This window comes from Streptomyces sp. DvalAA-43 (assembly GCF_900091725.1).
GTDB lineage: Bacteria > Actinomycetota > Actinomycetes > Streptomycetales > Streptomycetaceae > Streptomyces > Streptomyces pulveraceus.
Window position 1 is genome coordinate 47332 of the sequence record NZ_FMBW01000055.1, and the last position, 12414, is coordinate 59745.

The window sequence follows — 12414 nt, forward strand, 5'->3', positions numbered from 1 at the left end:
CCGCCGGGAGCCGGAAGACTGAGGGTGCCCGCGCCCGCGAGAGGGGTGGTCCGTGACCACTGATGCAGCCGAACGCCACCCGCTGGCTTATCTGCTGGCCGTGCGCGGGATGAAGGCGGAGGCATACCTGCTCCGTGTTGCTGAGCAGCACCAGCGCATGGGGTATGGGCAGATGGCGTACCGCAAGGAGAAGGCGTCGAGGTGGATCGCGGGCATCTACGCGCCCAGCTACCACACCCAGCTCGCCATGGCCGCGCTCGAAGGCATCGGGCCCGAGGAGATCCACGCCCACGGCTGGCCGGGCTGGCTCCTTCTTGCCCTGCCGGACCACACCCTCTTCACCCTCCCGTGGACGACCACGGGGGCGGTGCAGGCACTGGAGATCACAGGAGGTCCGGTGGACCGCAGGAAGTTCCTGATCACCACATCCGTCACCCTCGGCGCCACCGTGGCGCAATGGTCCGCCGCCGCCCCAGCCGGAGCAGCGCCCACCGCCGGCCGCCACATCGGCCCCGATGTCCCCAGCCACTTCGAGCAGCGCCTGGACATCCTGCGGAGGCTGGACGACACCGTGGGCTCCGGCGACGTCTACGACGCGGCCCGCGCCGAACTCCGTCTGATCACCGCCACCCTCAAAAGCGCGTCCTTCGACGAAGGCGTGGAGCGGCGTCTCTTCGGGGCGGCCGCGGAAGCGTCCCGTTCCGCCGGCTGGACGGCCTACGACAGCGGGAAGATTGCCGCTGCCGAACGCCACTACGCAACTGCCCTGCGGGCCGCCGCCAGCGCCGACGACCCCGTCATCGGAGCGAACACGCTCGCCTTCTGGGCCATTCAGCACTACTCCACCGGCAACCCCCGCGGCGCGGTCGACCTCATCGAGGCCGCCCTGTCCCAGGCACCGAGGACCGGCTCCGCCCGCCTGACCTCCATGCTCCACGCCCGAGCCTGCCGGGCCCACGCGCACGCCGGCGACACACGAGCCGCCGACCGGTCCGCCAACGCCGCCCTGGACGCCTACGAGAACGCCGGCCCCCTTGAGGACGACCTCCCTTGCGTCTACTGGTACAACCTCGGCGAGACCCACCAGCTTCTCGGCAGCTCCGCCCTCAATCTCGGCAACCCCAAACGGGCCCTCGCCCACTTCCTGGAAGCCTCCGACGCCCACACCAGCCAGGAGGCGTACAACGCCGCTGCTTTCCCCCGCGGTCACTCCATCTACCTGGCCCGGCTCGCCGAAGCCCACCTCAGCCTGGGCGACGTCGACGCCGCCGTGGCCACCGCGCACGACGCCGTCGCCCGGATGGGAGGCGTCAGCTCCGCACGCGGCACCCACACACTCGAAGACCTCCGCAAGAAACTCGCACGCCGCCGCGGAATCCCCGTCGTCGCCGACTTCCTGGACTACACCGGCACCGAGTGAGCGCCCAGGACCACCGCCGGTCAGCTCTGATGACCTGGGCCGCCATCACGCTTATGGCCCACCGCCTTACGGCGTGACACCCGAAACACCCTGCTGGAACCGCAGGACCGCAGACGCCCAGGCATCCTCCTCTCGGTTCCCGGAGCAGACCACGCCCTCGTCTTCGTCGTCCTGATATCCACACTCCGCGAGCGCCTGGGCGACCATCTCCTGCTCAGCCGCACGATCGGCAGCGGGCAGACCCAAGAGCAAAGCGGCGGACTGGCGGACGAGGATCCCAGCGTCGTCAAGCAACCCCAGTGCCCTGCCGATCTCTCGCCAGCCCACCCCAGCACGAAGCGCGACCTCCGTGGCCTTCATCGCCTCCCGGTGCATGGCGAGCACGATCCTCTGCACCATGTCCAGCGCCTGCTGCGGATCCCCCGAAGCCAGCCGCCGGAACTCCGCCTGCAACAGCCTCTCCGCCAACACACAGAAATCGCTCTCACTCATACCCGAACAACGAGCCTGAAGGCATCACGCCACCGGTCGCGTGCCGTGGGTCTGCATGGCGTCCAGGGCTCGAAGGGTTTCCGCGGCCGCTTCCCGCGCCTTCCGCTTGGCGTGTTTCTCGGCGGCCGCCGCCCGCTCATACGCCGCCCGCAGGACGAGCATCGCGGGCGGCTGCCCCTGCGGAGTGTGCCGCCGCGCGTCCCGCCACGTCCGGAACTGATCTGTGCCGTCCTCCACTTCCCGCCGGGCACCGGCCGTACGGGGCCAGGGCGGGTCCGGCAACGGATCACGCACTGCGGACCGCGCGGCGACCGTGCACCCCGGCACCGGCTCCAGGGCAGCAGCCAGCGGGCCGCCGTACTGCGCGGCCGCCGCGATCAAGAGGTCGACCGCGTCCAGCGCGGACATCACCCCCAGCGGTGACCAGCCGTCGCGCCCCGCCGCGTCCAGGACGTCGGCCAACAGGTCCGTCATCCGGTCGAGCAGGTCGGGCAAGGGAGGCAGCGGGTGCGGCGAATGGCTCATGCCCCGTCAACGAGCACAGCGACGCCAGGTGTCACCCCCGCCCCATGCGCTCGCCCATTGCCGTGCGCGCGAGGGTGGCCTCCGCCTCCTCGGCGGCCGCGAGCAGCCGGTCGGCGAGCGCCGGGTCGACGGCGGCTTCCCGGCCAGCACAGAAGGCGAGCAGCGGGCCGGCCTTCTGGAGTGTCGACCGCAGCTCGGTGACGCGGGCGGCGTCGTCGGTGTGCGGGGTCGGTGCGGACGATGTCGTCACGTCAGGGGTTGTCATGTCACCAGCGCAGCACATCGGACGCCTGGATGCACCGGCCCGAGCACACGTATCACCAGCACGAGCTACGGCTCGTTGCGGCCGGAGACCCGCGGTGTGGCCGGATCGTCGGCCTGCCGCTGTTACGGATCCGTGTGCGGGATCAGGTCTGCCGGATGTGGTGGAGGGCGGTCCGGAGCCGGTGGCCGTCGGTCGTGTCGGGAATCTTGAGCCGGTCCGGAGCCATCATCGACAGCTGCGCGATGGAGTCTTCCAGGCCGTGGCCCAGCAGGTGTGCGGCGTGGAAGTGTTCTTCGCGCTCAGCATGTCTCATGAAACGTCGGATCGGTCACGGTGCAGGCTCCGGAACTGGGAGACAGCAACGCTAGAGAAGCCCAGGAAACATCTCACCTCAACAGCCGCCTGACACAGCTGGAGCCAGCGCTTGACTGAGATCATTGACGAAGAAGCCGTCCCACTGCAGGGAGGCCGCATCACCAGCGGCGTCGTCCGCATCGGTGACACGGTCCGGAGACCGGCCTCGACTGCCTCGCCGTTCGTCGCCTCCCTTCTTGATCTTTTCGGGAACCGGGGGTTCGCGGGGGCCCCGCGATATCTCGGTCCGGATCAAACAGGCCGGGACACCTTCACCTATGTGCCGGGGTGGGTTCCGGCGCGCTTCCAGGTGTGGGAGGACAAGCAGGTAGCGGCGGCCGGTGCTCTGGCGCGCGCTATGCACGAGGCCACCCGAAACAGCGATCTTGCCGGTCAGCATCAGGTCGTATGCCACCACGACCTGGGGCCGAACAACGCGGTCTTCCAGGACAAGATGCCGGTCGCCTTCATCGACTTCGACATGGCTGCGCCGGGCAGTCCGCTGGAGGACGTCGGGTATATGTCGTGGGTGTGGTGTGTGTCCTCGAAGGCTGGGGCGCCTCCTGTAGATGTTCAGGCCACTCAGGTGCGCGTGCTCGCCAACGCGTATGGCCTGGCTGGCCCTGAGCGTGATGTGCTCGTTGACGCGATACTGGAACGACAGGCCCGTAATGCCCGTTTCTGGGGAGAAGTGCAAGTCGGTCCCAAGACCGTCGAAGCCACTGCCCAGCAAATCTCGGACCGCGTCGCCTGGTCTCGGCGTGAGCACGAACACACCACTAAGCACCGCAAGGTGTTCGAGGACGCCCTCGAGTGACGGCCGACCACCGAGCTACCCACGTAGATGTCCGCTGTTCCGACGCCGCATAGCCATCTGCGCCCGCATCTCCGGTTATCCCGCCACTAGGCCGTGTGTCGAAAGTGAATCTTGGACTGTGAATGATCACGGTTCATGGGTCGGGGAGATCTCACGGACGAGCAGTGGACGGTGCTGGAGCCGCTGCTGCCGAAGGGCACGAAGGCGGGGCGGCCGCCTGTCTGGCCTCGGCGGCGGTTGATTGACGGCATACGGTTCCGGGTCCGGACCGGTGTGCCGTGGCGGGACGTCCCCGTCGAGTACGGGCCGTGGGGCCGGGTCTATGACCTGTTCCGCCGGTGGCAGCGGAACGGCACCTGGCACCGGATCCTCAGCCGACTCCAGGCCTTGGCGGAGGCGAAGGGGGCGATCATGTGGGACCTGAATGTCGACTCCACGGTCTGCCGCGCCCACCAGCATGCGGCCGGGGCCGGCAAGGAGGGCGACCTGCAGAAGGAACCGCCGGGCGGCATCTTCACCGAGCTCCCTGATCACGGGCTGGGTCGCTCGCGCGGCGGGTTCACTACCAAGCTGCACCTGGCGGTTGAGCAGGGCCAGAAGCCCATGTCGATCGTGATCACGGCAGGACAGCGCGGTGACTCGCCGCAGTTCGAACCCGTGCTGGACAAGGTCCGCGTGCCCCGCCTCGGGCCGGGCCGGCCACGCGTCCGGCCCGATCGCGTGCGGGCCGACAAGGCGTACGCCTCCCGCAAGAACCGTGCCTACCTGCGCCGCCGCGGGATCCGCTGCACCATCCCGGACAAGGCCGACCATGCCCGCAACCGTCGGAAGCTCGGCTCTCGTGGCGGCCGGCCGCCGCGCTTCGACCCGGTCGACTACCGCGAACGTCACGCGGTCGAGTGTGGGATCAACCGGCTCAAGAGGCACCGCGCCGTCGCCACGCGGTACGACAAGCTCGCGGTCCGCTACGAAGCGACTGTCCTCGTCGCTGCCATCAACGAGTGGCTGTGACCCCCGGCCGTCATACGGCGGGATCCACGTTCCATGTCTCCGGCAGGTCGCTGCCGCAGAAGACGCAGACGAAGTCGTTCTCGCGCACGATGTTGTGCTCCTGGCAGTTGGGGCACCGCCGGAACACCACCTCGTGGGTGAAGCCGGAAGGCCGCCCAAGTTCTACGTCGTCCAGAGCGTGAGCGACTGCCGACCAGGAGGTGACGTCCGGGCAGTATCCGGTGGACTGGTTGCTGACCTCGCCCACGGTCCACCGGTCCGCCTCACGCATGAAGCTGATCTCGCCAGCACTCAGAACCATGTCCCCGCCAGCGCAGGCCACGTGCTCGCTTCGCCGCGGCGCCAGCCGAAGCACACCATCCGTGCCGACCACGAAGGTGAACGGTTCGGTCAGCTCTGCTGTCGATCGCCCAGCGATCCAGCCATCGAAGTCAGCCGCCGAGCTGATCGGGCACCCGCCGCTGCCAGGCCGGACCGCAGCCTTCAGCTCAACCGGTCCGACATATCTGTAACCCTGCCCCCGCGCACTCACGTCAGCCAACCTAAAGCACTTCCGACACACGCCCTAGTGCCGCATCAAGCAACGTTGGCCAAGCGTGGCTTTGGGGAATCCGCCCGGGACTCAGCGTTCCGGGGCCAGCACCCGCCACCGCCGGACTGCCATGCCCCTCAGTGGCAGCATCCCGAGCTTCTCGTAATACGCGCGTAGCGGCTCGTCGCAGGTCAGGTCCACGGAGTACAGATGCTCCGCCTCTGCAAGGATCCGCCGGACAAGTTCGCCGCCGATGCCCTGTCCCTGATATTCGGGCAAGACCTCCAGCCACGGAATGAAGCCCGTGAGGACCCCGTCGCTGATCATGTTGACGAATCCCACGACGCGCCCCGTCCCGGCTTCCCGGGCAACGACAGCCCGGTAGCTGCCCTTGAGCACGGCAAGGTGCTGCGTGGCAGTCGGCGGTGCAGGCCAGCCTACGAAGAATCCGGAAAGCTCCTGCTCGGCAAGGTCGGAGAGATCGGTGCTGTAGTTGATCACCGGGCGCATCATGCCAGAGCAGTCTCAGCGCCGCCCTGGAGCTCGCTCAGGAGGAGCTTTCGGTTGCCGAACGTAGCCGTGCGAAGGCGCTGCTCGCTCGTCTGGACATGCCGGGCCGACAGTCGACTGGCGGGACTGACGGGCTGAGCCCGCACGCGTGGAGGCCGTGATACGGATTGAATCCGTCTACATAGACGATCAGCTCGGACACGCCCGGCCCCAGTGGTCGCAGGTGCTCTCCGCGCGAGCGGAGGTGAGCCGCCGCCCTCGGCGGCCTGCGCCGCGTCGTCTGCGTGCTCTCCGCGCGAGCAGAGGTGAGCCGGCGGTGATGCGGCTGTTGGCCTGGTGCGGGACGTGCACGAGCGTGACGTGGAGGTCGCACGGCGCATCAATCCAGGCCGTCGTCCCGTGCTGAACGCCGACGGCGGCCTGGAAGTGCACCCGGTCGGCGACGGCGTCCCCACACCACTCTTGGGCCGGGCAACTGGTTCTTCCCGGGCAAGAGGACGGCAGCTGAGCCACCCACGCCGGTGAGCACCCGCATCCCGCCCGGGGGCACCCTAGAGGTGTCCTTCTTTACGGCGTCCAGAAGGACACCTCCAGCGAACCGTTTCCACTGGAAACGGCACCGGCTCGGTCTGACCCACCACCCTTGAGGCAAAGGCGAGGCCCGCGCCGACAGTCGCGGGCCTCGTCCGGTCAGGGCTGTGGCGTCTTGGCGCCGGTCCGCTGCTTGATGCTGGCGAACTCCCGGCCGAGCGCCTCGCGGGCCGCCTGCTGGGCTTCGGACGGAAGGACGCCGAGAGCTCTGTCGATGCCGCCGAGGAGCTCGTCGTAGGTGGCCTTGTCCGCTTGGTCCCGCTGAGCGCGCGCGCCGTCGGCCCCCCGGCGGGTTTCCTCCGAGAGGCCGGCGAGCCACGCCGAGCTGGCAAGCTCCTTCAGCTGCTCCGCACTCGCGATCACGTTGCAGACGGCTGCGAACTGCGCGGCCTGGCCGGGATGGTCCAGGTCGGCCTGCGGCGGACGACGGAGCTGCTCCTGCACCTCGCGGGACGAGGGCTTGCCGTCGAGCGGCGCACCCTCCGCCAGTAGGGATCGCCACGCGGCGTGCTCCACGCTGTAGCGGATCGCGCTGGCCAGGCCGCTCAGCTCGCTCAGGTAGTGCTGCAGGTCCTTCGGAGACGTGCAGTCCCCGCCGATCTGCAGCAGCTCCTTGGCCATCCGGTTGAGACGTGCCTGGAGCTCGGGGTTCCACTGATCGTGCACGATCACCTCTCTGGGGCTGTACTGGGAGGCATACAGGTTCCCCTCCCCCTCGATACAACGTTCCCGGCTCGGTCGATGTTGCGGAGGGTTGTGCGGCGGCACGTTCGGCACGTGCGGAGCCGTCCTTCCTGCCTGAATCCTCATGGGAGTTGGCCGAGAAAGTGCCCTCGCCTCCCCTTACGCGGTCCTGCCCGCAAGCGGCTCTAGAGGCTCCTCACAGCGGCTGCCACTCGATGACACCGTCACGGGTGATGCAGATACGGTCGGAGCGGTGCCAGTAGTGCAGCATCTCGACCACCGCCTGTTCGTCAGACAGGAGGTCGTACTCCTCTCCGGTCTGCTCCGCATCTGCTGCAAGATCCCTGTTCCAGTCATCCATGTACTCGCGCAGGGTCCACGCCTGCCCGTCCGGGTGGGCAGTGTCGACCACCCGGAACTGTTCCTCGCGCAGCACCCGTTCGAGCTGCACGTCGGCCTTCCGCAGCTCTCCGCCGTACAGGCCAAGGAGCTCACCTGCCCGAGCCGCGCCCAAGGCCTGCTCGGCTTCAGCGAGCGGGCAGAAGACGTAGCCGGGGTAGAGAACATGCTCGCGGCGGGCAAGGACCTGCTGACGGCGTTTGCTGGACTTCGTGGTCTTCTTCTTCGCCACGCGCGCGTCTCCCATCCTTGTACGTATGGCTGCCGCCCAGTCTTGCGTGGGCGAAACGATCCGACAGCGACTTCACGACAGCCGCGTCCCTCACGCCGTCCGGCCCATCGTGGCCCGCTGCGACCGCGCCCACCGACCCCATTTCCCGGGTCTTGACCGGTGAGCAAGCCGTGCTACGCGGGCCGAGGCGGGCCGTGGCGTAGAGGTGTTCGTCCGGATGCCGGGCCAGGCGGGCCATCACCCACGCGGTCCGGGCGTCCATCCCTTCGCCGAAGTCGGCGGCCAAGCGGCGTGCCTGCCACGTCGTGCGCGGGGGGCCAGGACCCACCGTGCGAGCGAGAAGCGGACGCGGCCGGTGCCGGCTGTCGTCCGGCCCGCCCTGTCGGGGAGGTCCTCGGGGGCGGCGCCGGGGGTGTTCAGGTCGGTCACGGTCGCGAGTGTGGCGACGGCCAGGACGTGGCCGTCGCCGGGCGGAAGACCACCAGAACGGGCGACGCTGCCTGGGTGGGGTTAACGCTCTGGAGAGTCCCCCTGTTCTTTACGCCGTAAAAGAGCGTTTTGTCCTGGCAGGGGTGTTTGGTAACTGGCGTGATGTCAGCCGCTTGGGGCCGTCCGTGCCGGCGTGTGAGGATCCACCTGTGGAGTGTGATGTGTGTGGACGGTCGATGTGGCAGTGGCCGGTGCCACCGACGGCGGGGGAAGAGGAGATCTGGTCCTGTTCCTGGTGCCATGCCGCCACCCACGTGGGCGGCGAGTGGTTTGAGATCTCGCGACCGCCGTACCTGCCCATGGAGATGCGCTGGGAGAGGGCCGTCGCGGACGGCCTTCCCGCTGGTGTCTCCCATGCCTTCGGCATCTTCGACAGGACACTGTGCGGGATCCGGAAAACTGGCTTGTCGCCGTCCGATCGCTGGTGGCTGCCAGAACGAGAGAATGCCTGTGGTGCCTGCCGGGAAGTAGCGGGTGTCATCGACGACCGCTGGCCGCAGGCTATGAGAGGTGAGGACGCGCGGGTCAGTGTGGCCCGGGGGCTATGAATCCTTCCAGTTCGGAGTCGCCTCCCGGGTGAGCCTGCGGCTCATCAGGTCGATCATTGCGAGGCGGATCATGGCTTCGGAGCGGTGCGGGTGGGTCTCGTAGTCGCGGGCGAGGCGGCGGTGGTGCATGAGCCAGCCGAAAGTCCGCTCGACGACCCAGCGCCGTGGAATCACCTTGACGCCCTTCTGGGCGGGGTCGCGGCGGGTGACTTCGACATCGATGCCCAGGCGGGCGCCGTGGTCGATGACCTTGGTGCGGTAACCGGTGTCGGCCCATGCCTTGGTGATGCGGGGGTGGTCGGCGGCGATGTTCGAGAGCACATGGATGCCGCCGGCGTTGTCGGAGACGCTGGCGGCGGTGACCAGCACTGCCAGGAGAAGTCCGAGTGTGTCGACGCCGATGTGGCGCTTGCGGCCTGCGATCTTCTTGCCCGCGTCGATGCCTTGCCCGGCAGCGGGCACGTTGGCCGAGGTCTTGATGCTCTGGGCGTCGAGGATGCAGGCACTCGGCTCGGCATCCCGGCCTTCAGCTTTCCGGACCAGGCCTCGCAGGAGGCCGTTGAGCTGGTCGAAGACGCCGTCCTTCTGCCAGGCGGCGAAGTATCCGTAGACGGTTTCCCACGGCGCGAAGTCGTGTGGGAGGTAGCGCCAGGGAATCCCGGTGCGGTCAACGTAGAGGATCGCATCCATGATCCGGCGCAGGTCGTGCTCAGGTGGTCGGCCGATGTCCAGACCCTTCCCTCTCCGCTCGGCCCGCCAGGCTGTCAGAGTTGGTTCCAGCAGTTCCCACCGGGCATCGGACAGGTCACTCGGATACGGTCGCTGTCGGCGAGGCATGTTTCTGTAGTACCGATGGCAGCTGTCCCGTCACAGGGCGCAAACAGGCGTGACCGGGGGCGTGTTGGGATCAGACAGGAGCGAAGGGGCCGAAACGGACCCTCGACCGTCGTCACCAGCCGCAGACACCACAGCAATGGCCAGCAACCTCTACGGTTTCAGGTAGGTCGACCACACAGAACGCACCCAAACGCCCCTGGCAGGAAAAAACGCTCTTTAAGCTTGGCGTTTAACCTCGGCGTGAGATGAGTCGGGCGAGTGACTCTGTCGGCCAGCAGAGCCAATCGAGGAGAGGGCTGGTGGCCACGAACCAGTGGACACTGATGCGGCCCTGCTCCTTTTCCGGGATCAGTGGTGCCTCATCCCGGTAGACGTAGCGAAGGTACCGGCGGCGGATCGGTGTTCCGGCTATCAGCAGCACCGGTGAGGCGACGAGGATGGCCACCGGGACCAGGGTTCTCGCGGCGGTGAGCTTAGCCTTCTCCTCGTATCGCATGCGCTCAGTGTGCTGATCCTCGCCGTCGCTGTCAGCCTGTCCTGCGGGGTTTGGTGCCGACCTTGTGGTGCGCGGGCCTGGTGTATGCCTTGCCGGTGGCGAGCACTCTGCCGACGTCATGACGTGTGGCCGGGTGGCGGTTCTTCGAACCGGGTGGCCGACCCGGTCCGGGGCGGGATGGTTTCGGTGCACCGGCTGGGGAACCGGTCCTCGCGTGCAGGTTTCTGAACCCTCTGCGGACTCGGGCTGGTGTGAGTTTGTTCGGCTCGACTGGTTTCTCCCAGGGCCTGCGGAGGTCGGTGGCCAGTGGGCGGGCCAGCCGGAGCTGGACATAGGCGGCGATCACCAGCCAGGTCCAGCGGTCGGCCGCTTCCGAGCTTCGAAGCCGGGGCCTGGTCCAGCCGAGCGTCTGCTTGAACAGGCGAAACGTGTGCTCGATGTCGAAGCGGCGGAGGAAAGACTGCCAACAGCGGTCGACGTCCGCCTCGGTGGCACCGGTGCCTGACCACCACAGCCAGACCGGCTTGTTCACCCCGCCGCTGGGGAGCTTCTCCACGACCAGGCGGACGACGGTGCCCTCGATGATGGGCAGCGGTCCGTCGTGGTCGAGCCAGGCCGCCCGCCGGGTGAGCCGTGGGTGCAGCCGGTCCCACGCCTGCGCGGTTGCCTTCCCATAGAGCCTGGTGTCCGTGATCGTCATGGCCTGCTTGGTGCCCCAGGTGCTGGGGTCGCCGAAGACGAACTCGCCTCCGTGCTTGGGCAGCCGCCCGCCCTTGGGGTTGGCCAGGAAGAACTCTTCGCGCGAGGGTGCGGGTCGTCGCATCACGCGGTCGGAACGGAGCCGGCCGAGGATTTCCACGGGCAGCCCCGCCAGCAGATGGGCGATGCGGGGCGCGTCGTATCCGGCGTCCAGCACGACCAGGATCTCCGGGTCACCCGGCTGCCACTGATGGGCGGTGACGAGCCGCTCGACGACCTCGCGGATCTGCACCGCGGTCACTGCGGCGACGTCGGCGCCCGGCTCCAGGCGGACCGCGTCCAGCACCGCCGTCCATGACGTGCGGCCGGTCTCCAGCGCGGCCACGACCGAGTACGGCCAGCCGGGCACCATCTGATGCTTGCCTTCGCCACGGCCGAATGTGTGGCAGAAGGCCCGGTCAGCACAGGTATTGGCGTCGGGCCGAAGCCACGGCGAGACGTCCACGGCCAGCACCAGCCGGCCGTCCGCCGCCCTCGGCAGCAGCATCCCGGCCAGAGCTCGACGCAGTCGGCCGATGTCGATCCGTCCCCGATTGAGCCCGCCATACAAAGCTCCGTGACCGCGACGGTGCTCGGGCGCGAGCGCGAGATCGACCAGCGTCCGAACCGGCCCGTCCGTACACAACAGCGCGTCGCACAACTCGAACAACGCGTCGCCCCGCGCGGTCATGCAGGCGTACAACTCCGACCGGAAGAGTGACACTTCCGCGAACGCATCCCTCAGGACGCCCTGATGCACCAAACTCACGACCACGGCCTTCGCGCTGTTCCTGCCTCTGTGACGGAGCACAGGATCAGACGAAGGCCGCCTTCATGTCCGCTGAACTGCGAAAATGCCGATCAAGTTCGAGCCGTGTTCGACGCCGGACCATAAATGACAAGTTAAGTACCTGTTTTCGAACCTCGAGGCAGCGTTTCCCCAGTTCAGGATTCGAACGGTGTGCTTTGAGGGCTCGGATGGGTTGTCGGTCAGGCTGCTTCGCTGAGTGAGTGCTTGGGTTCTGGCTGGTGCCGGTCTGAAATTCTCTGCGCGGATCTATGCGTCTTGCGATCATGCCGAGACGGGATCACGCAGGGTGCACGCCAGGCTGGTTGCATCCGGGTAGGGAGCGAAGAAGTGCAGATACAAGTCCGCCCGTTCGAGGTTCGGGACCTGGACTCGGTGGTCGATCTTTCTCTTCGTGCCTGGGTTCCTGTCTATGAGAGCTTCGCGAAGGTGTTGGGGCCGGAGGTCTTCCAGCGGCAGTATCCGGATTGGCGTACGTCCCAGCGGGACAAGGTTGAAGCGGCCTGCACGGCGGGCAAGGCGCACGTGTGGGTTGCGGAAGCCGGGGCGGAGGTCGTCGGGTTCGTCGCGGTGGTGCTGGAACCGGAGAGCGATGCGGGTGCTGTCGAGTTGTTGGCGGTCGACCCCGACTGCCAGGGGCGAGAGGTGGGTATGAGGTTCCCCCGC

General features: G+C 67.9%; 15 protein-coding genes. 4 read left to right on the forward strand and 11 right to left on the reverse strand.

Annotated features, from left to right (window positions below):
* The first annotated feature begins 52 nt into the window (after positions 1–52).
* Positions 53–1420 (forward strand): transcriptional regulator, encoded by a 1368-nt coding sequence (locus tag GA0115234_RS23310; RefSeq protein WP_256088785.1) that lies wholly within the window; start codon positions 53–55, stop codon positions 1418–1420.
* Positions 1421–1486: 66 nt separating this feature from the next.
* On the opposite strand, the gene GA0115234_RS23315 is transcribed toward GA0115234_RS23310, so the two are convergent.
* The 4 genes from GA0115234_RS23315 to GA0115234_RS42410 all read right to left on the reverse strand — a co-directional run bounded on the left by GA0115234_RS23315 (position 1487) and on the right by GA0115234_RS42410 (position 3015).
* Entirely contained in the window at positions 1487–1912 is a 426-nt protein-coding gene (locus GA0115234_RS23315) for a hypothetical protein (protein ID WP_093544910.1), read from the reverse strand.
* A gap of 24 nt (positions 1913–1936) precedes the next feature.
* Positions 1937–2437, reverse strand: coding sequence for a hypothetical protein (locus tag GA0115234_RS23320; protein WP_141718460.1), 501 nt, complete (start codon positions 2435–2437; stop codon positions 1937–1939).
* 31 nt (positions 2438–2468) lie between these two features.
* The gene (locus tag GA0115234_RS23325) at positions 2469–2702 is read right to left on the reverse strand and encodes a hypothetical protein (RefSeq protein ID WP_202554082.1); all 234 of its coding nucleotides are present in this window, start codon (positions 2700–2702) and stop codon (positions 2469–2471) included.
* Positions 2703–2844: 142 nt separating this feature from the next.
* Complete coding sequence (locus GA0115234_RS42410) at positions 2845–3015, reverse strand: hypothetical protein (protein ID WP_161275648.1); 171 nt, start codon at positions 3013–3015, stop codon at positions 2845–2847.
* A 111-nt stretch (positions 3016–3126) separates the two neighbouring features.
* Here GA0115234_RS42410 and GA0115234_RS23330 point away from each other — a divergent pair, with 111 nt between their 5' ends.
* Both GA0115234_RS23330 and GA0115234_RS23335 read left to right on the forward strand, forming a co-directional pair.
* The gene (locus GA0115234_RS23330) at positions 3127–3873 is read left to right on the forward strand and encodes an aminoglycoside phosphotransferase family protein (protein WP_093544919.1); all 747 of its coding nucleotides are present in this window, start codon (positions 3127–3129) and stop codon (positions 3871–3873) included.
* A gap of 135 nt (positions 3874–4008) precedes the next feature.
* Positions 4009–4884: an IS5 family transposase gene (locus GA0115234_RS23335; protein ID WP_093544921.1), complete on the forward strand. Its 876-nt coding sequence runs from the start codon at positions 4009–4011 to the stop codon at positions 4882–4884.
* Between the two features lie 10 nt (positions 4885–4894).
* On the opposite strand, the gene GA0115234_RS23340 is transcribed toward GA0115234_RS23335, so the two are convergent.
* The 7 genes from GA0115234_RS23340 to GA0115234_RS23380 all read right to left on the reverse strand — a co-directional run bounded on the left by GA0115234_RS23340 (position 4895) and on the right by GA0115234_RS23380 (position 11709).
* Positions 4895–5416 carry a hypothetical protein gene (locus tag GA0115234_RS23340; protein ID WP_093544949.1) on the reverse strand — a complete coding sequence of 174 codons (522 nt, stop codon included), beginning with the start codon at positions 5414–5416 and terminating at the stop codon, positions 4895–4897.
* A gap of 90 nt (positions 5417–5506) precedes the next feature.
* Positions 5507–5917: a GNAT family N-acetyltransferase gene (locus tag GA0115234_RS23345; protein WP_202554072.1), complete on the reverse strand. Its 411-nt coding sequence runs from the start codon at positions 5915–5917 to the stop codon at positions 5507–5509.
* Positions 5918–6616: 699 nt separating this feature from the next.
* The gene (locus GA0115234_RS23350; protein WP_141718461.1) at positions 6617–7183 is read right to left on the reverse strand and encodes a hypothetical protein; all 567 of its coding nucleotides are present in this window, start codon (positions 7181–7183) and stop codon (positions 6617–6619) included.
* Positions 7184–7397: 214 nt separating this feature from the next.
* The gene (locus GA0115234_RS41880; RefSeq protein ID WP_141718462.1) at positions 7398–7832 is read right to left on the reverse strand and encodes a hypothetical protein; all 435 of its coding nucleotides are present in this window, start codon (positions 7830–7832) and stop codon (positions 7398–7400) included.
* A 1031-nt stretch (positions 7833–8863) separates the two neighbouring features.
* Positions 8864–9706, reverse strand: a complete 843-nt coding sequence (locus tag GA0115234_RS23370; protein ID WP_093544932.1) for an IS5 family transposase — start codon at positions 9704–9706, stop codon at positions 8864–8866.
* Positions 9707–9935: 229 nt separating this feature from the next.
* Complete coding sequence (locus tag GA0115234_RS23375) at positions 9936–10202, reverse strand: hypothetical protein (protein WP_093544935.1); 267 nt, start codon at positions 10200–10202, stop codon at positions 9936–9938.
* Between the two features lie 31 nt (positions 10203–10233).
* Entirely contained in the window at positions 10234–11709 is a 1476-nt protein-coding gene (locus tag GA0115234_RS23380; protein WP_305123105.1) for an NF041680 family putative transposase, read from the reverse strand.
* Between the two features lie 369 nt (positions 11710–12078).
* Between GA0115234_RS23380 and GA0115234_RS23385 the strand changes: the two genes are divergently transcribed.
* The coding region (locus tag GA0115234_RS23385) for a GNAT family N-acetyltransferase (RefSeq protein ID WP_093544938.1) at positions 12079–12414 on the forward strand (336 nt) is incomplete at its 3' end.